Source organism: Rhodoferax sediminis (assembly GCF_006970865.1).
Taxonomy (GTDB): Bacteria; Pseudomonadota; Gammaproteobacteria; order Burkholderiales; family Burkholderiaceae_C; genus Rhodoferax_A; species Rhodoferax_A sediminis.
The window spans coordinates 2,827,871-2,851,084 of record NZ_CP035503.1 but is presented as its reverse complement, the minus strand read 5'-3'; the positions used below and the strand labels follow the sequence as shown (position 1 = coordinate 2,851,084).

The window sequence follows — 23,214 nt, the reverse complement described above, 5'->3', positions numbered from 1 at the left end:
CCGGCTTTCGCCGAAACGCGCGCGGGCTTGCCTTGTCAGGTGGGAGCTGTGGCCAGGAACCGTTCCGTCAGTCGCGCCCAGTATGCGGCACCCACCACCAGATTGTTGTCGTTGAAGTCGTAGCCCGGATTGTGGACGGCGCAACCACCCGCGCCGTCACCGTTGCCGATAATGAGGTAACAGCCAGGCACTTTTTCCAGCATGAAGGAGAAGTCTTCGCTGGCCGTGATTGCGGGACCATGCAGCACGGTCTTCTCCGGTCCCACCAGCTCCAGTGCGACTTGCCGGGCAAAGTCAGTTTCGGCAAGCGTGTTGACCAGCACCGCATAACCGCGCCGGTAGTCGATCTCCGCGCGAACGCCAAAGCTGTCTGCCTGGGCAGTCACCAGGGCTTTGATGCGCCGCTCCAGCAGTTCGCGCATTTCACATGTGAGCGCGCGAACACTAAGTTCAAGAATGGCGGTATCGGGAATTACGTTGTTGGCCTTGCCGCCGTGCAGCGCGCCGACGGTGACGATGGCCATGTCCATCGGATGGGCATTGCGCGAGACGATGGTTTGCAAAGCCATCACGATGCTGGACGCGGCAACGATTGGATCAGCCGTGCGGTGCGGCTCCGCGCCGTGGCCGCCCACGCCATGAAGTGTGATGGTGACATAGTCGGATGAGGCCATCATTGGGCCATCCCGGAACACCAGATGGCCCTGGGGTACGCCGGGGCCGTTGTGCATTGCGAACACGGCGTCGCAGGGATATTTGTCGAACAGCCCCTCGTCCATCATTCGCACCGCGCCCCCGCCACCTTCCTCGGCCGGCTGGAAGATCAGGTTCAGCGTGCCAGAGAACTCGCCGTGCTGGGTCAGATATTGCGCCGCGCCGAGCAGCATCGCGGTGTGGCCGTCATGCCCGCAGGCGTGCATGATGCCCGGTCGACAACTCGCGTACGCCACGCCGCTCTTTTCTTCGATCGGCAGTGCGTCCATGTCCGCGCGCAGGCCCAGGCGCTTGCGGCCATGACCCCGCCTCAGCTGGCCGACCACGCCGGTACCGCCGAGTCCTCGTTCAACCTGGTAACCCCATTGCGTCAGCTTCTCAGCAACGAGGTCGCTGGTCGCGAACTCTTCAAAGGCAAGCTCGGGGTGCTGGTGGATGCGGTGCCGGATCGAGGTCAGTTCGTCGGCATGCTGGTGCAGGTAGCTCAGGGATTGATTTGCAGTCTGGGACATAACGGAAGGGGTAGGTTGCGGATGCAGCGGCACGTCAAGGGTGCCGTGACATGGTGAGAGGCAGCTTGCGCCAGGGCAGATCGGTCGGGTCGGCCGCCATCGGCCCGGCCGCCTTGGCCACCAGAATGGCCTCGGCGATCGGCGCGAAGTCGGCGCGGAAATGCACCGAGCTCTTGTTGACCAGCAGTTTCATGCGCTCGGGTTCGATGCCGAGTTGGCGAAACAGCTCGCGGTCCAGCATCTGGCTCTTGGCGCTGGCCACGGCCACCAGCACGCCGTCGATCTCGAGGCAGGCACTGGGGCCGAGTTCGACGGTCGGATCCATGGTCATGGGTCCCTTGAGCGCAATGTGGCCGTCGCTCAGGGCGCGCACGGTAAAGCGGCCCTGCAGCGGCGAGTCGCTGGCGACGCCGGTGAAGGTCGGCACAGCGGCGCCCAGGGCCAGCGTGATTTCGTTGCCCACACCTGCGGCATGCGCGGCGGCGGCGGCCTCGGGGTCCCACATCAGGCCCAGGGCCACCTGTTGCGGAAAGCGCCGCCCGGCGCCCTCGGCCAACAGCGCGTGCAGCATGCCAGTGGTGTTGCTGTCGCCGCCGGCACCGGGGTTGTCCTGGGTGTCGGCGATCACAACCGGCCGGCGTGCGCCGGCCGCGATCTCCAGGCCGCGCGCCACGGCGGCCCGCGGCGCGAGCAGGTCCAGCCGCCACTGCGAGCGCGGCGCATCGATACGCGCATACAGCTTGCGCACCGCCGCCTCAGCCGCCTCGCCATGGGCCCAGACCACCGGGCCACATTCGGCGATGTCGGCAGCCGGAAAGCCGGTGGCGAAACTCAGCACTACGTCATGCTCGGCCTCCAGCGCGCGCAGCTCGGCGTAGATCGATGCGGCGGGCTCGGCCATGGTGGTCTGCACATTGAGCGGCAGCAGGAACGACAGGCGCATCGCGTGCAGCGACTCGCGTCGGCCGCACTGCAGGCGCCGCGCCAGCAGGCGCGCGGCCAAGCGCCCGGTGTCGGCCATATCGACATGCGGGTAGGTGCGGTAGCAGGCCAGTGCGTCGGCCGTCTCCAGCATCTGCTGCGTGACGTTGGCGTGCATGTCGAGACTGGCGACGATGGGCACGTCGGGCCCGGCCTCAGTGCGGATGCGCGCCAGCAACTCACCCTCGGCGTCATCGAGATGCTCGGCCACGGCGGCGCCGTGCAGGTCGAGGTAGACCGCGTCCAACCCGCCATGCGCGAGAGCCGCGCGCAGATCGCGCAGGATCTCGCCGGCGAGGCGCTCGAACGCATCCTGCGTCACGTGGGCCGATGGCGTCGCGCCGGCCCAGCACGAGGGCAGCAGCGTCCAGCCGTGTGTCCGCGCCTCGCTGATAAAGCCGCCGACCGGAATGTTGGCTTCCGCAAAGCGTTTGACCATGACCGGCCCGTGCACATAGGCCGGGAACGTCTCGCCGCGGTTGAAGGCCGCCCAGTCGGCCTTGGTCGGAGCGAAGGTATTGGTCTCGTGCTGAAACCCCGCGATCAGAATGCGAAGGGGTTGGCTGCCGCTCATGCCGTCACCTGTTGTTCCGGTGTGCCGAAGCTGAAGCCGCGGCCCGGGGCTGCCGCCAGCAGTGCCTGGGTGTAAGCATGCCGGGGGGAGAAGAAGACATCGCCGACGTCGCCCTGTTCGACAATCTTGCCGCGCTGCATCACGATCACGCGGTCGCAGATCTGGCTGGCCACGCGCAGATCATGGGTGATGAACACAATACCGATGGCCAGGCGCTGCTGTATTTCGTTGAGAAGATCCAGGATCTGCGCCTGCACCGACACGTCGAGCGCCGAGACGGCCTCGTCGGCGATCAGCACCTGCGGGTCGCAGGCCAGTGCGCGCGCAATCGAGATGCGCTGGCGCTGGCCGCCCGAGAACTCGCTCGGGTAGCGGTGCAGCGCCTCGGGCTGCAGACGCACCAGACGCATCAGCTCCTCGGCACGCGCCCACGCTTGCGCTCGCGGCACGCCGAAGTTCAGCGGGCCTTCGATGATCGAGGCGCCGGCGGTCTGGCGCGGGTTGAGGGAGCGGTACGGGTCCTGGAACACCACCTGCACGCGGCGGCGAAACGGCGACAGCGCGCGGCCGCTGGCTTTCGCCACCGAGCGTCCGTCGGCAAAAATGTCGCCACTGGTCGGCTCGATCAGCCGCGCGATGCAGCGCGCCACCGTCGACTTGCCCGAGCCCGACTCGCCGACGATGCCTACCGTCTCTCCCGGATGCACCGCCAGCGACACGTCCTGCGCGGCATGCACGGTGCGGCGCTTGGCGGGCCAGGAGCCGCTGACATAGGTCTTGCTGATGGCGCGTGCGTCGAGCAGGGCGTCGCCGGCCATACGCGGCGGGCGCCGGCGCCGGCCCAGTTCGGGTACCGCGGCGAGCAGCATCTTGGTGTACGCCTCGCGCGGGCTTTGCAATACCGCCAATTTTTCGCCTTGCTCCACCATCCGGCCCAGTTGCATCACCACCACGCGGTCGGCGATTTCGGCGACGACACCGAAGTCGTGGGTGATGAACAGCACCGCGGTGCCGTTCTCGCGCTGCAGCTCGGCAATGAGCTTGAGGATCTCGGCTTGCGTGGTGACGTCCAGCGCCGTGGTCGGTTCGTCACAGATCAGCAGCGCCGGCTTGAGAATCAGCGCCATCGCGATTACGATGCGCTGGCGCTGGCCGCCCGACAACTGGTGCGGGTACGACGCGTAGATGCGCTGCGGCTCCGGCAGATGCACATGCGCAAAGATGTCGAGAACGCGGCGCTGGCGCTCGGCCGCGCCCAGCGAGGTGTGTTCGCGCAGCATCTCGTCGACCTGGTCGCCACAGCGCAGCACCGGGTTGAGCGCGGTCATCGGCTCCTGGAATACCATGGCCATCGAAGCGCCGCGCAGCTGACGCAGCCGCTGCGGCGCGAGCTGCAGCAGGTCTTCGCCCTGCAGTTCGATGCAGCCGGCCACCGGCTTGATCCCTTGCGACAGCAGCCCCATCACAGTATTCGCGATGACCGATTTGCCGGAGCCGGATTCACCGAGCAGGCACAGTGTCTGCCCCGCGTGCACGTCGAAGCTGACACGCTGCACGGCATGCGGCCGATCGGCGCCGGCCGGCAGCGTGACGCTGAGATCGCGCACCTGCAGCACCGGCGCGGCACCGGCGGCTGCCATGGCGGGCGGGGAGTTGTTGATCATGTCATCAGCCCCCGCGCTTGTTGAACTTCGGGTCGAGCGTGTCGCGCAGCCCGTCGCCGAGAATATTGACCGCCAGCACCGTCAGGGCCAGAAAAATCCCCGGGAACAGCACGCTGTGCGGGTACTGCGTGAACTGCGAGCGGGCCTCGGCCATGATGTTGCCCCAGCTCGGAATGTCCGGCGGCATGCCGACGCCGAGGAACGACAGAATGGCCTCGACCAGGATCGCCGAGGCGCACACATAGGTGCCCTGAATGATCAGCGGAGCGATCGCGTTCGGCAGGATGTGGCGCGTGAGCACCTTCCAGGTCGGCGTGTCGAGCGCGACCGCCGCCTCCACATACGGCTCCTCGCGAATCGTCAGCACCACCGAGCGCACCAGCCGCGCGACCCTGGGCACTTCGGGTACCGCGATCGCGACGATGATGGTCGTCAGGCTGGCGCGCCAGAGCGCCATCAAAGTGATCGCGAACAGGATGCCGGGGATCGCCATCAGCCCGTCCATCACCCGCATGATCAGGCCGTCGAGGCGGCGAAAGTACCCCGCAATCAGCCCGACCGTCATGCCGACCGCCATCGCCAGGAGCGCCACCGCGACGCCGACGCTGAGCGAGACGCGCGCACCATAAATTACGCGGCTCCAGATATCGCGCCCAAGGCTGTCGCTGCCCATCGCGAACCAGTGCTGGAACGTGTCGCCACCCAGCGTCATGAATTCGGCGTGCGTGCCGGGCAGCAGGTTGGCGGCGCCCGGGTCGATCAGGGTCGGGTCGATGGTGCCGAGCCAGGGTGCGCCGATCGCCGCCAGGATCAGCAGCAGCAAGATGATCGTACCGAAGCGCACGGCACCGTTACGCAGCACGCGACGCGTCATCGAGACGCGCTGCTGCGCCACAGGCAGCGTATCGGCCATCACATCAGCAGGCTCGGGCAGGGGGTGACGTACTTCGGCCATGGTCGGTTTCTCGAATTCAGTAGCGGATGCGCGGATCGAGCAGCAGGTAGCTCAGGTCCACCAGCAGGTTGATCAGGACATAGATGACCGAGAAGAACAGCGTGATGCCCTGGATCAGGGGGTAGTCGCGCGACAGCACCGCATCCACCGTCAACTGGCCGAGGCCGGGGATCGCGAACACGGTCTCGGTGACGACGACGCCGCCGATCAGCAGCGCGACGCCGATGCCGATCACCGTGACGATGGGCACCGCGGCGTTGATCAGCGCATGGCGCACCAGCACGTGGCGCTCGCTGATGCCTTTCGAACGCGCGGTGCGGATGTAGTCCTCGGTCAACGCCTCGGCCACCGCGGCGCGGGTGACGCGCGCGATCAACGCAACGTAAACGATCGACAGGGTCAACCCGGGCAAGATCAGGTTGCGCAACCACGACCACAGCCCCTGATCGAGCCGGACATAGCCCTGCACCGGCAGCAACCCGCCCTTCAGCGCGACCAGCCAGATCAGCAGATAGCCGATTACGAAGGTCGGAATCGAAAAGCCGAGTACCGAGAAGCCCATCAGCGCACGGTCAAGCCAGCCGCCGTGGCGCCAGGCGGCGAGCACACCGAGTGGCACGGCGACCAGCACCGTCAGCACCAGGGTCAGGCCCGCCAGCGACAGGGTCGGCTCGATGCGCTGGCCGATCAGCGAGGCGACGGTTTGCTTCATGAACAGCGACTCGCCGAGATCGCCCCGCAGGACCTGCGCCGACCACTTGGCGAACTGCACCGGCAGCGGCTGGTCGAGGCCGAGCTGGGTCCGCACGCGGGCAATGTCGGCCGAGGTGCCGGTGTCGCCGACGATAACCGCTGCCGGATCGCCCGGCGCCAGCCGCGTCATCAGGAAAACGATCAGCGCGACGATCACCAGCACCGGGATGGTGGCGACGATGCGTCGTAACAGGAAGGACAACATGGTGGGTTCGTGAGGCCAGGGTTCAGTTCTTCTTGATGTTCCAGAACACGTTGACCGGCGCCTTGACGATGCCGCTGACGACACCGCGGCGCAGCACCGACAGCGGCTTTTGCTCACCCAGCGGGGCAAACAAGCCATTGTCGTAGGCGTCGATCTGGATCGCCTCGGCCAGGCGCTTGCGCACGGCCGGGTCGGTGGTGGCGACGAACTCGCTCTTAAGCTGTTCGAGCTTCGGGTCGGTGGCCCAGCCGAACCAACCTTTCTCACCATTGCCGGTTAGCGGCGCGAAGTACATCGGGTTCATGTTGTCGCTGGCGCCCCAGCCGGTAATGAACAGGTTCCAGCCGCCCTGGTCGGCCGGGTCCTTCCTGGCGCGGCGCATCAGCAGGGTCGGCCAGTCCATCGACTGCATGTCGACGTTGAAGCCGGCCTGCTTGAGCAGCTGCGCCATCACCGGCGGCAGCTTGTTGAGCAGGTTGAAGTCGGACGGCTGCATCAGTACTACCGGCTTGCCGTCGTAGCCGGCCTCCTTCAGCAGCTTCTTCGCTTCCTCGAACTGCGGCTTGCCAGTGAAGTACGAGGTTTTGTCCGACGCCAGCAGCGAGCCGCACGGGTAGATCGAAGTGCAGGGCTTGTACAGGTCGCGGTACACCATTTGCGCGCGCAGCAGCGCTTCCTGGTTGATCGCCATAATCGCGGCCCGGGCGATTTTCGGGTTGTCGAACGGTGGGATGTGGTGGTTCAGATGCAGGAAGTACGAGCCCGCCGTCGTCGCCTCGACGACCTCGAGTTTCGGGTCGATGCGCAGCGCCGCGTAGTGGTCCGACGGCATCCACGACAGCAAGTCGACCTCGCCGGTCTTGATCGCATTGACCTGAGTCTGCGCGTCTTTCAGGATGATCCATTCGACCCGATCGACATAGACCCGCTTGCCGCCGGCCAGGCCCGACGGTGCTTCGCTGCGCGGCACGTAGTGGGTGTTCTTCAGATAGACCACCTTGTCGCCGGAGCGGAACTCGTCCTTCTTGAAGATGTACGGGCCCGAGCCGGTATAGTCGTCGATCTGCTTGTCGGCCGGCGTATCGGCGACGCGCTTGGGCATGATGAAGGCCGGGCTGCCCGAGGGCTTCGCCAGCGCCTCCAGCACCATGCCGAACGGCTCCTTGAACACCATGCGCCAGCCGTTGTCGCCGCTCACTTCGATCGTGTCGAGCGCCGCGAACATCTTCTGCCCCAAGCTGTCACGCTTGCCCCATCGGGTCAGCGAGGCGATCACATCGGCCGAGGTTACCGGCTTGCCGTCGTGGAACGCCAGCCCCTTGCGCAGCGTGAAGGTCCAAGTCTTCGCATTGGGCGATGCACTGTACTTGTCGACCATCTGCGGCTGCACTTTGCCTTCGGCGTCAATGCCGAACAAGGTGTCGTAAATCATGTAGCCGTGGTCGCGCGTCACGAACGCGGTGGTCCAGATCGGGTCGAGGATCTTCAGGTCGGTCTGCGGCACCATGCGCAGGACCTTGGCGCCTTCCTGCGCCGATGCCGGCACGGCAGGTAGCGGCAGGAGCGCCGCGCCAACGAAACGCATAAAAGAAGAACGAGTCATCATAGTGATTACCTCTATAGTGAACAGTGGAAGAGAAATTTGGACGGGGAATTCGGATCAGACGGCCAAACGCTTGGCCGGTTACTTCAGATGACGTTCGATATTGGCCACCAGTTCATCGCCGGACGCTGTCAGCTTTTGCAGGCAGCGCCTGAATACGGCTTGCTCCTCCTCCGTCAGGGAGCCACGAAACGTCTCCTCCATGAAGCGCCCAATAGGGTCGGCGCGCATCACCACGGCCTCACCGGGGTCGGTCAATTCGAGGCGGATCTGGCGTGCATCTTCTTCTCCGACCGAGCGCACGACCAGGTCACGCCGAACCAATGTCGTGATTGCTTTGGATGCCAGCGTTTTCTCCAATGACGTGAGCTCGATCAAGCGCGTCAGCGTCAGGCCAGGTTCGGCCCCGATAAAACGCATCAGCCGCAACTCGCGCAAGGTCACGCCACACTCGCGCTCGTAGACCTGAGATGCGACGACCTTGACACGATCATTGACGATATCAAGCATCAAGGTCACGTAATCGAGCTTGATGCGCAACGCTTTTCGCCCTGGTCTGGAGCGGCTCATGAATATATATTTCAATAGTTGATATTTGCAACTAAATGGATGTTAATGGCACGACGTCTGAGACGTCACTCGGGGAAACCCTTGTGAAACAAGGTCTCGATGTTCCGCGCTAATTTCTCAGGAGCGACTTCAAGTGGTCGGCGCTGAAGGGGTCTTCAAGATCACCCGACAGGAACATAGCGGTACGAATCGCCGCGTGCAGGCTCGCGAGGAACTACAACGGAAAGTGGCATTTGCCCAGGCAGGGTGCCGCTCACAGCGCGCGGTTGCGCGCCAGCGGCGGATTTTTCGCAAAATAGCGCTGGATGCCGCGCATGATGGCGTCGGCCATCTTCTCCTGGTAGGCGTCGCTGTTGAGTTTGGCTTCTTCCTCGGGATTGCTGATGAAGGCGGTCTCGACCAGCACGCTGGGAATGTCGGGCGCCTTCAGCACGGCAAAGCTGGCCTGCTCCACGCGGCCCTTGTGCAGCTTGCCCACGTCACCGATCTCGCCGAGCAGCGCGCTGCCTAATTTGAGGCTGTCGTTGATCTGCGCGGTGGTGCTCATGTCGAACAGGGCGCGCTGCACCTGCACGTCCTTGGCGCGCACGTTCAGGCCGCCAATCAGGTCGGCCTTGTTTTCCTTGTCGGCCATCCACTTCGCGGCCGTGCTCGAGGCGCCGCCCTGGCTCAGCGCGAACACGCTGGCGCCGCGCGCCTGCGGCGTCAAAAACGCGTCGGCGTGGATGCTGACGAACAGATCGGCCTGCACGCGCCGGGCCTTTTGTACGCGCACCTGCAGCGGCACGAAGAAGTCGGCGTCGCGCGTCAGGAAGGCGCGCATCGGGTTGCCGTTGATGCTGGTGGCGTTGATGCGGTCGCGCACCAGGTGCGCAATTTTCAACACCACGTCTTTCTCGTGCGTGCCGGCGGGCCCGGTCGCACCGGGGTCTTCGCCGCCATGGCCGGGGTCGATCGCGACGATGATGAGCCGGTCGGTTCTGCCGCTCAAGACCGGTGCGGCGGCCCCATTGTTTGCGTCTTTTTGAGCCGTTGTCCTTGCGGAGTCTGGTGATTTTGCTATTGAAGTTGTAGCGTCCGCAACGCGCGGTGCGGCGGCGGGTTTGTGCATCTGGTTGGCCATCAGCTCGCCCAGCGGGTCGGTGGCTGCACTGGCGGCTTGCGCGGCGCCCGCGCTTTGCTGCTGGTCCTTGAGCCGCTCGGCAATCAGGGCTTCGAGCGGGTCGGCCGTGCGCGTGGGATACAGGTCGAACACCAGCCGGTACTGGTAGGCGGCCACCGGCGCCAGCGTGAACACCTGCGGCAGCGTGGCCTGTTTGAGGTCCAGCACCAGCCGCACCACGCCCGGCGCGTATTGCCCGACGCGCACGCCGCTGATGAAGGGGTCGTTCGAGGTGACCTTGCCCACCAGCTGGCGCAGTTCGGGGTTGAGGTCGATGCCGTCGATGTCCACTGCGAGCCGCGGCGGGTTCGGCACAAAAATCTGCCTGGCCTGCAGCGGCCCGTCGGATTCGATGGTGACGCGTGTGTACTCGGGCGCGGGCCAGACCCGCACCGCCACGATGGTGGCGCCGCGCGCAATTTGCTGCGTCCCCAACAGCAGCACCAGCGTGCCGGATTTGAGCAGGCTGCGGCGACTGAAGGGCTCGGCCCCGACGCCTGCCTCTGCAGGTGCTGCGCTGTGTTCGCGCGTCATGCCAGCAGTTCCCGCCCCAGCGGCGTTTGGGCGCTCAGGCTCACTTGACGTGACTCATCCAACATGGCTTCAATTTTAATAGCGAGGTCGGCGCGCGGGATGTACTGTGTTGCTTTTTCGGGCCATTCGGCGAGCTTCAATCCGGGGCTGGCAAAGATGTCGCGAAAGCCCGCGTCTTCCCACTCGCGCGGGTCGTCGAAGCGGTAGAAATCAAAGTGCCAGATGTGCAAGTCCGCGACCTCGTGCGGCTCGACCACCGCATAGGTCGGGCTCTTGATGCGCCCATGCACGCCCAGCGCGTGCAGCAGGTGCCGCACGAAGGTGGTCTTGCCGGCGCCGAGCTCGCCGTGCAGCTCGATGAACGCATTGCGCAGCGCCGGGTGTGCGGCCAGCCGGCGCGCAAACGCGCGCGTGTCGGCCTCGGTCTGCCAGACGATGGCCTGCACCACGACAGGGTCGGGCGTGCTTTCTACAATCATGGGGTGACATTCCCTCGCATTAGCGACTCTCAGATCAACGGTCTCCAATTGGTGTCCCAGGTTCAGGTGTGGGCCCGCGAGCTGGGATTCTCCCAAATCGGCGTGGCCGGGGTGGATTTGTCATCGGCGGAAGCGGGTTTGATGGCCTGGCTGGCCCAAGGGTTCCATGGCGACATGACTTATATGGCGGCGCATGGTCTCAGGCGCGCGCGCCCGGCCGAACTGGTGCCCGGCACCGTCAGCGTGATCACGGCCCGCATGGATTATCTGCCCTCGGGCACGCCGCACGACTGGCAGGCGGTTGAATTCGAGCGCTTGAAGCGGCCCGGGGAGGGCATCGTCTCCGTCTATGCACGCGGCCGCGACTATCACAAGGTGCTGCGCGCGCGCCTGCAAAAGCTCAGTGACCGCGTGGCCGGGCATCTGGGGCCGTTTGGCCACCGCGTGTTCACCGACTCGGCGCCGGTGCTCGAGGCCGAGCTCGCCTCGCGCAGCGGCCAGGGCTGGCGCGGCAAGCACACGCTGGTGCTGAACCGCGATGCGGGTTCGATGTTTTTCCTGGGCGAGATCTATGTGGACGTGGCCCTGCCGCCGAGCGAGCCCGTGCTAGATCACTGCGGCAGCTGCAGCGCCTGCATCGACGTGTGCCCGACCCAGGCCATCGTCGCGCCGTACCGGCTCGACGCGCGGCGCTGCATCTCGTACCTCACGATCGAGCACGCAGGGCCGATTCCACTGGAGTTGCGCCCGCTCATCGGCAACCGCATCTACGGCTGCGACGATTGCCAGCTGGCCTGCCCCTGGAACAAGTTTGCGCAGCGCAGCGCCTTGCCCGACTTCGACGAGCGCGCCGGCCTGAGCGGCGCGCAACTCGTGACGCTGTTCGCGTGGAGCGAGGAAGAGTTCCTGCGCTACACCGAGGGCAGCCCGATCCGGCGCATTGGCCACGAGCGCTGGCTGCGCAATGTGGCGGTGGCCATGGGCAACGCGCTGCGTCGCGGGCACGATGCCATGCTGGTCGAGGCTCTGCACCGGCGCTTTGACGACGCGAGTGAACTGGTGCGCGAGCACATCGCGTGGGCGCTCGAACAATAGTGAAGAATTTACCGATAGCCCTTGTGCGGTATAGGCATGTAGCTATAGAATCAATAGCAACCTACGCGATGCCGCCTAACGCAGCAGCCCGAGCGCAAACGGCAGGCTGAGCATGCCCAGCACGGTCGAGAGCGTGACCAGCCCGGCCACGTACGCGGCGTTGTAGCCCATGCGCGCCGCCAGCACGTAGCAGCTCGATGCGGTGGGCAGGGCAGAGAACATCAGCAACACCGTGGTCTGCAGCGGCTCCAGCCGCAATAGGCGCGACAGGCCGAACGCCACCAGCGGCAGGAGCAGGTGGCGGATCGAGAGCATGGCGACTGTCAGTGTTTTGGCGCGCGACAGATGACCCAGCTGCATGCCGGCGCCGGCCGCCATCAGCCCCAGCGGTACCGAAGCGCCGCCGATGCGCGTGACCGTGGGCTCCAGCCAGACCGGAATATGCAAGCCGAGCAGGTTGCCGGCGAGCCCTGCGGCGGTGCCGAGAATCAAAGGGTTGCGCACCAGTTCGCGCGCCAGCCCGAGGTTGGCGTGGCGCGCCATCGGCCAGACGGCGCCGATATTGTTCAGTGGCACGGAGACCCCGATCAGCACGGACATCAACAGCAGCCCCTCGGGACCCGCGAGCTTGCCGGCCAGCGCCAGGCCGATGAACGAGTTGTAGCGAAACGCGATTTGCGAGCTGGCGGCATGGTCCCGCGCATCGATGTGCCGGCCGATCCACGGCAGCCAGGGCAGCGCATAGGCCAGCGCGATGCCGATCGCGATCACCAGCAGGCCGGCCGCCATCAGGTTCGACGTCGCGCCGAAATCGAGCGGACTCTTGATGATCGACTGGAACAGCAGTACCGGAAACAGGAAGTAATACACCAGGCCTTCCACCGGCTCCCAGACCGTGCGGTTGAGCGCGGTGTGGCGACACAGCAGGTAGCCGCACAGGATCAGCGAAAAATCGGGGAACAGCAGTTGGGGGTAATTCACCGCGTCGAGAATAACCGCACGGTGGGCTTTTTTTGTTATCGTCATCGCATGCACCCCGCCAGCCAGTCCAGCATCGATGCCTTCGCGGACGCGCTGTGGCTGGAAGAAGGTTTGTCTCCAAACACCTTGAGCGCCTATCGGCGCGACCTGAGCCTGTTTGCCGACTGGCTGGGCACTCAAGCGCTTAGCCTGAACGACACGGCCGAGAACCATCTGAGCCAGTATTTTTCGCTCAAGCATGCCGCCACCAAGGCCACCACCGCGAACCGTCGCCTGACCGTGTTCAAGCGCTACTTTCGCTGGGCCCTGCGCGAGCGCATCGTCAAAGCCGACCCGACGCTGAAGCTGCAGGCCGCCAAGCAGGCGCTGCGCGTGCCCAAGACGCTGACCGAGGCGCAGGTGGAGACCCTGCTGGCGGCCCCCGATACCGATACCGCACTCGGCCTGCGCGAGCGCACCATGCTGGAGCTGATGTACGCCAGCGGCCTGCGCGTGAGCGAACTGGTCACGCTCAAGACCTTCAACGTCAGCATGAGCGACGGCGTGCTGCGCGTGCTGGGCAAGGGCAGCAAGGAGCGCCTGGTGCCGTTTGGCGAGGTGGCGCGCCTGTGGATCAATCGCTACCTGACCGAGGCGCGCCCCGAGCTGCTGGCCGGCAAGCAGACCGAAGACCTGTTCGTGACGAACCGCGGCGCCAAGGCCGGCACGGGCATGACGCGTGTCATGTTCTGGATGATCGTGAAGAAGCATGCGCGCGCCGCCGGCATCACGGCGCCGCTGTCGCCGCACACCCTGCGCCACGCCTTTGCCACCCATCTGCTGAACCACGGCGCCGACCTGCGCGCGGTGCAAATGCTGCTCGGGCATGTGGATATTTCCACCACCACCATCTACACGCACGTGGCGCGCGAGCGGCTCAAGCTGCTGCACGCCAAGCACCATCCACGCGGCTAACTTGCCCCACAATGGCAGTCTTTCGCTCCCCGAGGTTTTGACATGCTGCCCATCTCCCGCCGCTCTTCGCTTGCTGCCCTGTCGGTGCTGGCCCTGGCTCCGTTACCTGCACTCGCCCAGAGCTGGCCGTCCCGCCCCGTTCACATCGTGGTGGCGTACCCGGCCGGCGGCGTCGCCGATGCGGTGGCGCGGGCACTGGGCGACAAGCTCGCCACGCAATGGGGCACGCCGGTGATCATCGACAACCGCGGCGGGGCCAGTGGCAGCATCGGCATGGACGCGGTGGCCAAGGCCGCGCCCGATGGCTACACCCTGGGGTTTTCTGCCATCAGCCCGCTCTCGCTCAACCCGCACGTGGGCAAACTGCCGTATGACCCCGTGCTCGACATTGCGCCCGTCGCCAGCGTGATGTATTCGCCCGTGCTGCTGCTGGCCACGCCCGCGAGCACCAGCCGCGATTTTCGTGACCTGCTGGCCGCCGCCAAAAACAACCCCGGCGCCGTGCGCTGGGCCACTTCGGGGCAGGCCTCGCTCGGGCACATCATGCTGGCGCAGATCGAGCAGGCGGCCAAGGTGCAGATCACCCACATTCCCTACAAGGGCGGCAGCCAGCAGACGGGCGATGCGCTCAGCGGCCAGTTCGAAATCCTGTCCATCAATGCCGGCGCGGCGGTGATGCAGCACATCAAGGCCGGCAAACTGCGCCCGCTGGCCGTGGGCGCACCCAAGCGGCTGGATTCGCTGCCCGAGGTTCCCACATTGGCCGAGCTCGGTTATCCGCGCGCCAACCTGTCCTCGCAGTTCGGCGTTTTTGCGCCGGCGCGCACGCCGCCCGCAGTGCTGGAGCGGCTGAACCGCGACATCAACCAGGCGCTCGCGCTGCCCGATTTGCGTAGCAAGCTGCAGGCCACCGACAACGTGCCCACGGGCGGCAGCGCCGACGACTTTGCCAAGGCCATCGCGCGCGAATACGACAACATCGGGCGCGTGATCAGGGCGGGGCATATCAGGGCGCAGTGAGCGGGCTCGTTCGGTCGGTGAGCATCGAGCCGTCGTGAATCAATCCGGCGTTGCGCCGGGGCCGATATGGATGCTGCGGACTTCGGGTGTGCCCAATCCGGCCGGCCCCTGAAGCCAGTGGATGCGCAGCGTGGCCGATTCCGGCAACCACTCGATTCCCGCAGAGGCGAGTTCGATGTCGTCGCGGCAGCTCTCGAGCTTCACATGGAAGGTTTCGACGGCCAGCTTGCGGGCGATGGATGCGATACGCAGGAAGCGTTCGCGGCCGGCTTGACAGTAAGACATTCCTCCCGAAATCGAGGGGTAGCTGTCGATGAAGATAAGCCCCCGCTTGCCGATTTCGGCAACGACCTCGATGTTGTCCGGCGTGGCCCCGACCGGAATGGACGCGTCGCGGACGACCCAGACGCTGTAGTGTGTTCCGGAAGGCGATTGAACTTCGAGCGGGGCCCAAGACTTTGCGGCTGCCCGGACAGCCGCAGGGTTGCTGCGACCTGGAACGGCATCATCGGCCTGCGCTGTTTGAAATGCACACAGGACCAGCAGCAGGCTAGCCCAGAACGTGATCCGCATAACAGACTCCGCTGTACATCCAGTGCGCCCCCGCTGCGCGGCCCTTCAAGTATTTGCCGCTGTCCCGGTTGTGCAGCGCCGCTTCGGTTTTGCCTGTGTTTTGCACATCCGTCATGTCCCAGCCGATGTTGCCGGTTTTGGAGTCGCACAGGATGTTCGATTTTCTCTTCCAGGCCCCCGCATTCGCGTCCCACACGTGATAGCTGCCCCCGTTCCAGCGACAAACGGTCTCGTATTTGAGTTGCCCGTCGGTGTAGGAGCGGCCGCCTTGGGACAGGTAGGCGATCGCGCCGCTGCGTTTCTTGCCGAACAGCGCCAGTCCGCCGTCCACGTTCAGTTTCCAGTTCCAGGCTTGTTCGAAACTGGGCGGCGGCGTCGTGAGCTGGCACATGCCGAAGCCGTTGTCGAACGACTTGACGGGCTCGTTGCCTGCATTGAAGTGCCTGAATTTCGACTCCTGCGCCAGGATTTTGTCGAAGCCTGCACCACTGGGAGTGCTGGCCAGGTACTGGATGACGTCGCCAGCCACCGGGTTCGTTCCCTGGATCTTCACGGTGATGCCGGCCGTGTCGGTGCCGGCCTGGGCGCGCACCATCAGCGTTCCGCCGAGGTTTGTGATGGCAGTCTTGGCGTCCCACTGATTTGCGGCAGTTGCGCTCTGGCCGGATCTGGAGAACGCGCCCCAGGTCACCGTCCAGAACCAGGTGTGGGCGCCGCTTGCATCCGTCTCAAACAGGACGCTGGGCCATTCGGGCGTCGGGCTGATGGTGAAGAGCTCATTCAACCGGGGTGTCTTGAAATTCATGACGGAACTCCTTTCGTGCCACTGATCGCCGCGATGCGCTACAGCAGTAGTGCGGCCAATTCTTCGTCGGTGAATCCGGCCCGCTTGCGCGCCGCGTCGTTGAAGGGTGGGTGCAGCCGGGGTGCGGCGTAGCGCTCTGTGAGCAGGCGGTAGTGCGCCACCGGTTCCAGCCCACCCTGCGCGCACAGCCAGCGGTACCAGTGGTTGCCGATGGCCACGTGGCCGACTTCGTCGCGCAGGATGATGTCGAGGATGTCCACCGCGCGCAGCGCATCGGGCGCTCCGACCTGGCGCAGCTTGGCCTGGATCAACGGCGTGGCATCGAGCCCGCGCGCCTCCAGCGTGCGCGGCACCAGCGCCATGCGGGCCGTGACGTCGTCGGCGGTTTTCTCGCACATGGCCCACAGGTTGTCGTGCCCGGGGAAGTCGCCGTAGTCCCAGTGCTGGCCGTTGTGTTCCAGGCTTTGCAGGTGCGCGCGCAGCAGCGAGAAGTGAGACGCCTCCTCCAGGGCCACGCGCAGCCAGTCAAGGTAGAACGCGCGCGGCATGCCGTCGAAGCGCCAGACGGCATCGAGTGCGAGGTTGATCGCGTTGAATTCGATGTGGCAGATGGCGTGCACCAGCGCCGCGCGCCCCGCCACGCTGGCCGGTGAGCGCCGCGGCACCTGGGCGGGGTGGATCAACTCGGGCCGGGCGGGGCGGCCGGGAAATGTCGGTGCATAAGACAAAGCCTTCATTTCCGAGCCGAGATGATCTGCTACCAAAAGAGTAGCTGATTGCGCATACAGGATCTGGGCTGCAGCCACTTTTTGTTGTGGATCGGTGAGGCACAGGGCGGCCAGCGCGGCCTGCCGCAGTTCGGGGCGCGGCGCCATCCCTACAATTCCATGTTGATCAGCATGATTGGAGTTTATATGGCGATTTATGAACTGGACGGCACGGCGCCGCGCCTGGCCGACTCGGCCTGGGTGGCCGACAGCGCGCAGGTGATGGGCAACGTGGAACTGGCGCAGGACACCAGCGTGTGGTTTGGCGTGGTGATTCGCGGCGATACCGAAACCATCCGCATCGGGCGCGGCTCCAACATCCAGGATTTGAGCGTGCTGCACGCGGACATCGGCATGCCGCTCACGGTGGGCGAGAACGTCACGGTGGGTCACAAGGTCATGCTGCACGGCTGCACCATCGGGGACGAGTCCCTGATCGGCATTGGCGCGGTGGTGCTGAACGGCGCGAAGATCGGCAAGCACTGCCTGGTCGGCGCGGGCGCGCTGGTGACGGAGGGCAAGGAATTTCCCGACGGCTCGATGATCATCGGCAGCCCGGCCAAGGCCGTGCGCCAACTGACGCCCGAACAGATTGCGGGCCTGAAGATGAGCGCCCAGCACTATGTGGACAATGCCCGGCGCTTTCGGGCCGGCTTGAAGAAAATCGGCTGACCAGGATTGACGCGTGTCTGAACTTCACAAATTCCTTTTCGACGGGCTGCCGGTGCGCGGCATGATCGTGCGGCTGACCGATGCGTGGACCGAGATCCTGCGCCGGCGCGAGTCCAACAACGCCACCGGCGCCTATGCATTGCCGGTACGCGAGTTGCTGGGCCAAATGACGGCCGCCGGAGTCTTGATGCAGTCCAACATCAAGTTCAACGGCGCGCTGATCCTGCAGATTTTTGGCGACGGGCCGCTCAAGCTCGCGGTGGCCGAGGTGCAGCCCGATTTGAGCCTGCGCGCCACGGCCACCGTGGTGGGCGAGGTGGCGGCGGATGCCACGCTGAGCCAGATGGTCAACGTCACGAATCACGGACGCTGCGCCATCACGCTCGACCCCTTGAGCAAGTTCCCCGGCCAGCGACCCTACCAGGGCGTGGTGCCGCTGTTTGGCGACAGGCACGAGAAGCTGGAAAAGCTCAGCGAGGTGCTGGAGCACTACATGCTGCAAAGCGAGCAGCTCGACACCACGCTGGTGCTGGCGGCCAGCGACACCGTGGCGGCGGGTTTGCTGATCCAGCGCATGCCGGTCAAGGGCGAGGGCAATCTGGCGGGGAATAATTGGGGTCAGATTCCAAATTCGCCGGCCCGTGAACGGGCCAGGGACGCAGCGCAAAGCGCTGCTACGAAATTGGAATCTGACCCCAATTATTCCAATTATTCAGACGAGATCGGCCGCAACGAAGACTACAACCGCATCGCCACCCTGGCGGCCAGCCTGACGCAGGAGGAACTGCTGACGCTGGACGTGGATACGGTTCTGCGCCGCCTGTTCTGGCAGGAAAAACTGGTGCGCTTCGAGCCGAGAACGGGCAGCGATGGCCCGCGCTTTGCCTGCAACTGCAGCAGCGAGCGCGTGAGCCGCATGATCCGGGGGCTGGGCCAGGACGAGGCCGCGAGCATCCTTGCCGAGCGCGGCGAAATCGAGGTGGGCTGCGAATTCTGCGGCAAGCAGTACCGGTTCGATCCGATCGATGCGGCGCAAATCTTTACTGCGCCGACCGCCCAGCCGCCCGGCAGTTCAGCGACGCACTGAGTTCAACAGCGCCAAGGGCGCGGGGCGCCCTTACTTGGTCACCTGCACGAAGATCTCGTTGGGCTTGACCATGCCAAGCTCCATGCGCGCCTTTTCTTCCACCATGTCCAGGCCCTGCTTGAGGTCGGCCACCTCGGATGCCAGCCGCTCGTTGGCGACCTGCGCCTGCGCATTCGCAATCTTTTGTGCCGCGAGCTTTTGCCGCATCAGCGTCACCTCGGGGATGCTGCCGCGGCCGAACCACAACTGCGCGTGAAACACCGCGAGCAGCGCGACCAGGATGACTGGAACAATGCGGGAACCCACGAAAGCGCTGACTCAACGCAGGTTGTAGAACGCCGCGCGGCCCGGGTAGCTGGCGATATCGCCCAAATCCTCTTCGATGCGCAGCAGCTGGTTGTACTTGGCCATGCGGTCGGAGCGGCTCAGGCTGCCGGTCTTGATCTGGCCCGCGTTGGTACCCACCGCGATGTCGGCAATGGTCGAGTCCTCGGTCTCGCCCGAGCGGTGGCTGATCACCGCCGTGTAGCCCGCGCGCTTGGCCATCTCGATTGCGGCAAAGGTCTCGCTCAAAGTGCCGATCTGGTTGATCTTGATCAGGATCGAGTTGGCGATGCCTTTGTCGATGCCTTCCTTGAGGATCCTGGTGTTGGTGACGAACAGGTCGTCGCCCACGATCTGCACCTTCTTGCCGAGCTGCTCGGTCAGGTGCTTCCAGCCGTCCCAGTCGCCCTCGGCCATGCCGTCCTCGATGCTGATGATGGGGTATTTGTCGACCCAGGCGGCGAGCATGCTGGTCCACTCCTCGGATGACAGCGTGAGACCTTCGCCTTCGAGATGGTACTTGCCGTCTTTATAGAACTCGCTGGCGGCGCAGTCCAGGCCGATGGCAATCTGCTCGCCCGCGACGAAGCCGGCCTTGTCGATGGCGTCCAGGATCAACTGGATCGCCGCTTCGTGGTTGGCCACGCTGGGGGCAAAGCCGCCTTCGTCGCCGACAGCGGTGCTGATGCCCTTGTCGTGCAGGATTTTCTTGAGCGCGTGGAACACCTCGGCGCCATAGCGCAGCGCTTCGCGAAAGCTCGGCGCGCCCACCGGAATGATCATGAACTCCTGCAGGTCCAGGTTGTTGTTGGCGTGCGCGCCGCCGTTGATCACGTTCATCATGGGCACCGGCAGCTGCATGCTGCCCATGCCGCCGAAGTAGCGGTACAGCGGCAGGCCGGACTCTTCGGCCGCGGCACGCGCCACCGCCATCGAGACCGCCAGCATGGCATTGGCGCCCAGGCGCGATTTGTTCTCGGTGCCGTCGAGGTCGATCAGGGTCTTGTCCAGGAAGGCCTGCTCGGAGGCGTCGAGCCCGAGCACGGATTCGGAGATTTCGGTGTTGATGTGTTCCACCGCCTTGAGCACGCCCTTGCCCCCGTAGCGTTTCATGTCGCCGTCGCGCAGCTCGATGGCCTCGCGCGAGCCGGTGGAGGCGCCCGAGGGCACGGCCGCGCGACCCATGGTGCCGGACTCGAGCAACACGTCGCATTCCACGGTGGGGTTGCCGCGGCTGTCCAGGATTTCGCGGCCAACGATGTCAACAATTGCACTCATTCACTACGCTCTTTTCTGCTGGTTAAAGGGCTTCGACAGGCTCGGCCCGAACGGTTAAAAATCAGACACCTTCCACCACGATCATTCGCATGACGGCAGCACCTTGTCGTGCCGCACGGGCCTTGCCGTATTCGGGGGAGTCGTAGAAGGCATGGGCCGCTGCGAGGCTGGGAAATTTCAGGACCACGACGCGCTCGGGCGTCCAGTCGCCCTCCAGCACCTGCGCCTTGCCCCCGCGCACGCAGACCTCGGCGCCGTGCACCTGCATCGCGGCGCTGGAGAATTTTTTATAGTCTTCGTACTGCGCCGGGTTGGTCACGGTCACGTTGGCGATGATGTAGGCACTGGTCATGCTATTAGGCGGAGAAGTCGTTTTCGAGAAAGCCGTTTTTCTTGGTCACGGCATCGAGCGCCAAAAGGGTTTCGAGCAGCGCCTTCATGTGTTTGAGCGGCACGGCATTGGGTCCGTCGGACAGCGCCCTGGCCGGATCCGGGTGGGTTTCCATGAAGACGCCTGCCACGCCGACGGCGATCGCCGCGCGCGCCAGCACAGGCACCATCTCACGCTGGCCGCCGGAGCTGGTGCCCTGACCGCCGGGCAACTGCACCGAATGGGTTGCGTCGAACACCACGGGCGCGCCGGTCTCGCGCATGATGGACAGGCTGCGCATGTCGGACACCAGGTTGTTGTAGCCAAAGCTGGCGCCGCGCTCGCAGGCCATGAAGCTGTCCTCGGACAGGCCCTTTTCCTTCGCCGCCGCGCGCGCCTTGTCGATGACGTTCTTCATGTCGTGCGGCGCCAGGAACTGCCCCTTTTTGATATTCACGGGCTTGCCCGACTGCGCCACGGCGCGGATGAAGTCGGTCTGGCGGCACAGGAAGGCGGGCGTTTGCAGCACATCGACCACGCCGGCCACCTGCGTAATCTGCTCCTCGGAGTGCACGTCGGTCAGCACCGGCACGCCAAGCTCGCGTCTGACCTTGGCCAGGATTTCCAGGCCCTTGTCGAGGCCCGGGCCGCGAAACGTGCTGCCGCTGGAGCGATTCGCCTTGTCGAAACTGCTCTTGAAGATGAAGGGAATGCCCAGCGCCGCGGTGATTTCCTTGAGTGTGCCGGCCGTGTCCATCTGCAACTGCTCGGATTCGATCACGCAGGGGCCGGCGATCAGGAAGAAGCGGCGGTCCAGGCCGACTTCGAAGCCGCACAGTTTCATGCTCAGGCCACCACTTTCAGGTTGGCGCCAGCGACGGGATGCTCGGGTGCGACGGTCTGGTCGCGATGCGCCAGGGCCGCGCCAATGAAGGCATTGAACAGCGGGTGGCCGGCCCACGGCGTGGACCTGAATTCGGGGTGGAACTGCACGCCCATGAACCACGGGTGCACGCTTTGCGGCAGCTCGACGATTTCGGTCAGGTGCTCACGCTGCGTCAGGGCGGAAATCACCAGCCCCGCCTTGCGCAGCGTGTCGAGGTAGTTCACGTTGGCTTCGTAGCGGTGGCGGTGCCGTTCGGTCACCACGTCGCCGTAGATCTGGTGCGCCAGCGTGCCCGGCGCGACGTCGGAGCTTTGCGCGCCCAGGCGCATGGTGCCGCCGAGGTCGGAATTCTCGTCGCGCGTATTGATCGTGCCGTCCTTGTCTTTCCATTCGGTGATCAAGGCGATGACGGGGTTCGGGGTGTCGGGTTCGAACTCGGTGCTGTTGGCATCCTTGAGGTGCGCTACGTCGCGTGCAAATTCGATGGTCGCGACCTGCATACCCAGACAGATGCCCAGGTACGGCACCTTGTTTTCGCGCGCGAAACGGGCCGCGCAAATCTTGCCTTCGATGCCGCGTTTGCCAAAGCCGCCCGGCACCAGCACCGCGTCGAATTTGGCGAGTTGGTCGATGTTCTCGGGCGTGATGGTTTCCGAGTCGATATAGCCGATCTTCACGCGCGCATGGTTGCGCATGCCGGCGTGGCGCAGCGCCTCGTTAAGCGACTTGTAGCTGTCGGACAGGTCCACGTACTTGCCGACCATCGCGATGTTGACTTCACTTTGCGGGTGTTCGGTCTCGTGCACCAGGTCGTCCCAGCGCTTGAGGTTGGCAGGCGGCGTGTTCAGGCGCAGCTTGTCGCAGATCAGGCCGTCCAGGCCCTGCTCGTGCAGCATGCGCGGCACCTTGTAGATGGTGTCCACGTCCCACATCGAGATCACACCCCACTCGGGCACGTTCGAAAACAGCGAGATCTTGGAGCGTTCTTCCTGCGGAATCGGGCGGTCGGCGCGGCAGATCAGCGCGTCGGCCTGGATGCCGATTTCGCGCAGCTGCTTGGCGGTGTGCTGGGTCGGTTTGGTCTTGAGTTCGCCGGCGGCGGCAATCCAGGGCACGTAGCTCAGATGCACGAACGCCGAGTTGTTGGGGCCGAGCTTGAGGCTCATCTGGCGCACCGCCTCGAGGAAGGGCAGCGACTCGATATCGCCCACCGTGCCGCCGATTTCGACGATGGCCACATCCACACCGGCGGCCCCGCGCAGGACGAACTCCTGGATTTCGTTGGTCACATGTGGAATCACCTGCACGGTCTTGCCCAGGTAGTCGCCGCGGCGCTCTTTTTCGAGCACGCTTTTGTAGATCTGGCCGGTCGTGAAGTTGTTGACCTTGCCCATGCGCGTCTCGATGAAACGCTCGTAATGGCCCAGGTCGAGGTCGGTTTCGGCGCCGTCATCGGTCACGAACACTTCGCCGTGCTGGAACGGCGACATGGTGCCCGGATCGACGTTCAGGTAGGGATCGAGCTTGATGAGGGTGACCTGCAGGCCCCGCGATTCGAGGATCGCGGCTAAGGAGGCTGAGGCGATTCCCTTGCCCAGGGAGGACACCACACCGCCGGTGACGAAGACGAATTTGGTCATGTCAGGGTCGGGAGCCAATCCCGAGGAGGTGGTAAAGCGAGATTATAGGCGTCTGC

General features: G+C 64.9%; 23 protein-coding genes. 5 read left to right on the top strand and 18 right to left on the bottom strand.

Features of this window, described 5'->3' with window-relative positions; translation table 11 throughout:
• Positions 1-35: 35 nt before the first annotated feature.
• The 9 genes from EUB48_RS13735 to tsaE all read right to left on the bottom strand — a co-directional run bounded on the left by EUB48_RS13735 (position 36) and on the right by tsaE (position 10,706).
• Positions 36-1,226 (bottom strand): M20 aminoacylase family protein, encoded by a 1,191-nt coding sequence (locus EUB48_RS13735; protein WP_142821280.1) that lies wholly within the window; start codon positions 1,224-1,226, stop codon positions 36-38.
• 34 nt (positions 1,227-1,260) lie between these two features.
• The gene (locus EUB48_RS13730; RefSeq protein ID WP_142819646.1) at positions 1,261-2,781 is read right to left on the bottom strand and encodes a M81 family metallopeptidase; all 1,521 of its coding nucleotides are present in this window, start codon (positions 2,779-2,781) and stop codon (positions 1,261-1,263) included.
• Positions 2,778-4,445 (bottom strand): dipeptide ABC transporter ATP-binding protein, encoded by a 1,668-nt coding sequence (locus EUB48_RS13725; RefSeq protein ID WP_244618201.1) that lies wholly within the window; start codon positions 4,443-4,445, stop codon positions 2,778-2,780. The genes EUB48_RS13730 and EUB48_RS13725 overlap by 4 nt, the downstream gene beginning before the upstream one ends.
• 4 nt (positions 4,446-4,449) lie before the next feature.
• The gene (locus EUB48_RS13720) at positions 4,450-5,358 is read right to left on the bottom strand and encodes an ABC transporter permease (RefSeq protein WP_142821276.1); all 909 of its coding nucleotides are present in this window, start codon (positions 5,356-5,358) and stop codon (positions 4,450-4,452) included.
• Positions 5,359-5,416: 58 nt separating this feature from the next.
• Positions 5,417-6,358, bottom strand: coding sequence for an ABC transporter permease (locus EUB48_RS13715; RefSeq protein WP_142819645.1), 942 nt, complete (start codon positions 6,356-6,358; stop codon positions 5,417-5,419).
• A 22-nt stretch (positions 6,359-6,380) separates the two neighbouring features.
• Positions 6,381-7,964 carry an ABC transporter substrate-binding protein gene (locus EUB48_RS13710; RefSeq protein WP_244618200.1) on the bottom strand — a complete coding sequence of 528 codons (1,584 nt, stop codon included), beginning with the start codon at positions 7,962-7,964 and terminating at the stop codon, positions 6,381-6,383.
• Between the two features lie 78 nt (positions 7,965-8,042).
• A complete protein-coding gene (locus EUB48_RS13705) occupies positions 8,043-8,531 on the bottom strand; it encodes a MarR family winged helix-turn-helix transcriptional regulator (protein ID WP_142819644.1) in 489 nt (162 codons plus the stop codon).
• Between the two features lie 253 nt (positions 8,532-8,784).
• Entirely contained in the window at positions 8,785-10,227 is a 1,443-nt protein-coding gene (locus EUB48_RS13700; protein ID WP_142819643.1) for an N-acetylmuramoyl-L-alanine amidase, read from the bottom strand.
• Positions 10,224-10,706 carry a tRNA (adenosine(37)-N6)-threonylcarbamoyltransferase complex ATPase subunit type 1 TsaE gene (gene tsaE / locus EUB48_RS13695; protein ID WP_142819642.1) on the bottom strand — a complete coding sequence of 161 codons (483 nt, stop codon included), beginning with the start codon at positions 10,704-10,706 and terminating at the stop codon, positions 10,224-10,226. The genes EUB48_RS13700 and tsaE overlap by 4 nt, the downstream gene beginning before the upstream one ends.
• Positions 10,707-10,757: 51 nt before the next feature.
• Between tsaE and queG the strand changes: the two genes are divergently transcribed.
• Complete coding sequence (queG, locus tag EUB48_RS13690) at positions 10,758-11,801, top strand: tRNA epoxyqueuosine(34) reductase QueG (RefSeq protein ID WP_210411634.1); 1,044 nt, start codon at positions 10,758-10,760, stop codon at positions 11,799-11,801.
• A 75-nt stretch (positions 11,802-11,876) separates the two neighbouring features.
• Here queG and EUB48_RS13685 read toward each other — a convergent pair whose 3' ends face one another.
• On the bottom strand, positions 11,877-12,782 hold the full coding sequence (locus EUB48_RS13685; protein WP_142819641.1) for an AEC family transporter: 906 nt from the start codon (positions 12,780-12,782) through the stop codon (positions 11,877-11,879).
• A gap of 48 nt (positions 12,783-12,830) precedes the next feature.
• Here EUB48_RS13685 and xerD point away from each other — a divergent pair, with 48 nt between their 5' ends.
• Together xerD and EUB48_RS13675 are read left to right on the top strand one after the other, a co-directional pair.
• Positions 12,831-13,736 carry a site-specific tyrosine recombinase XerD gene (xerD, locus tag EUB48_RS13680; RefSeq protein ID WP_142819640.1) on the top strand — a complete coding sequence of 302 codons (906 nt, stop codon included), beginning with the start codon at positions 12,831-12,833 and terminating at the stop codon, positions 13,734-13,736.
• 42 nt (positions 13,737-13,778) lie between these two features.
• Entirely contained in the window at positions 13,779-14,756 is a 978-nt protein-coding gene (locus EUB48_RS13675) for a Bug family tripartite tricarboxylate transporter substrate binding protein (protein WP_142819639.1), read from the top strand.
• 39 nt (positions 14,757-14,795) lie between these two features.
• On the opposite strand, the gene EUB48_RS13670 is transcribed toward EUB48_RS13675, so the two are convergent.
• Genes EUB48_RS13670 through EUB48_RS13660 form a run of 3 tightly spaced genes read right to left on the bottom strand, consistent with a single transcriptional unit; the run spans position 14,796 to position 17,009 of the window.
• Positions 14,796-15,329, bottom strand: a complete 534-nt coding sequence (locus EUB48_RS13670) for a hypothetical protein (protein WP_142819638.1) — start codon at positions 15,327-15,329, stop codon at positions 14,796-14,798.
• On the bottom strand, positions 15,307-16,134 hold the full coding sequence (locus EUB48_RS13665; RefSeq protein ID WP_142819637.1) for a hypothetical protein: 828 nt from the start codon (positions 16,132-16,134) through the stop codon (positions 15,307-15,309). Before EUB48_RS13665 ends, EUB48_RS13670 begins: the two co-directional genes overlap by 23 nt.
• 38 nt (positions 16,135-16,172) lie before the next feature.
• Positions 16,173-17,009 (bottom strand): ferritin-like domain-containing protein, encoded by an 837-nt coding sequence (locus tag EUB48_RS13660; protein ID WP_142819636.1) that lies wholly within the window; start codon positions 17,007-17,009, stop codon positions 16,173-16,175.
• Between the two features lie 39 nt (positions 17,010-17,048).
• Between EUB48_RS13660 and EUB48_RS13655 the strand changes: the two genes are divergently transcribed.
• Together EUB48_RS13655 and hslO are read left to right on the top strand one after the other, a co-directional pair.
• Positions 17,049-17,573 carry a gamma carbonic anhydrase family protein gene (locus EUB48_RS13655; RefSeq protein WP_142819635.1) on the top strand — a complete coding sequence of 175 codons (525 nt, stop codon included), beginning with the start codon at positions 17,049-17,051 and terminating at the stop codon, positions 17,571-17,573.
• 13 nt (positions 17,574-17,586) lie between these two features.
• The gene (hslO, locus tag EUB48_RS13650; RefSeq protein ID WP_142819634.1) at positions 17,587-18,660 is read left to right on the top strand and encodes an Hsp33 family molecular chaperone HslO; all 1,074 of its coding nucleotides are present in this window, start codon (positions 17,587-17,589) and stop codon (positions 18,658-18,660) included.
• Between the two features lie 30 nt (positions 18,661-18,690).
• Here hslO and EUB48_RS13645 read toward each other — a convergent pair whose 3' ends face one another.
• From EUB48_RS13645 to EUB48_RS13625, 5 genes are all read right to left on the bottom strand, one after another.
• Complete coding sequence (locus EUB48_RS13645; RefSeq protein WP_142819633.1) at positions 18,691-18,966, bottom strand: septum formation initiator family protein; 276 nt, start codon at positions 18,964-18,966, stop codon at positions 18,691-18,693.
• A 12-nt stretch (positions 18,967-18,978) separates the two neighbouring features.
• On the bottom strand, positions 18,979-20,262 hold the full coding sequence (gene eno, locus EUB48_RS13640; protein WP_142819632.1) for a phosphopyruvate hydratase: 1,284 nt from the start codon (positions 20,260-20,262) through the stop codon (positions 18,979-18,981).
• A 61-nt stretch (positions 20,263-20,323) separates the two neighbouring features.
• On the bottom strand, positions 20,324-20,614 hold the full coding sequence (locus EUB48_RS13635) for a DUF1330 domain-containing protein (protein WP_142819631.1): 291 nt from the start codon (positions 20,612-20,614) through the stop codon (positions 20,324-20,326).
• A gap of 4 nt (positions 20,615-20,618) precedes the next feature.
• Positions 20,619-21,476, bottom strand: a complete 858-nt coding sequence (gene kdsA, locus EUB48_RS13630) for a 3-deoxy-8-phosphooctulonate synthase (protein ID WP_142819630.1) — start codon at positions 21,474-21,476, stop codon at positions 20,619-20,621.
• A 2-nt stretch (positions 21,477-21,478) separates the two neighbouring features.
• Complete coding sequence (locus EUB48_RS13625; RefSeq protein WP_142819629.1) at positions 21,479-23,158, bottom strand: CTP synthase; 1,680 nt, start codon at positions 23,156-23,158, stop codon at positions 21,479-21,481.
• Between the last annotated feature and the right edge of the window lie 56 nt (positions 23,159-23,214).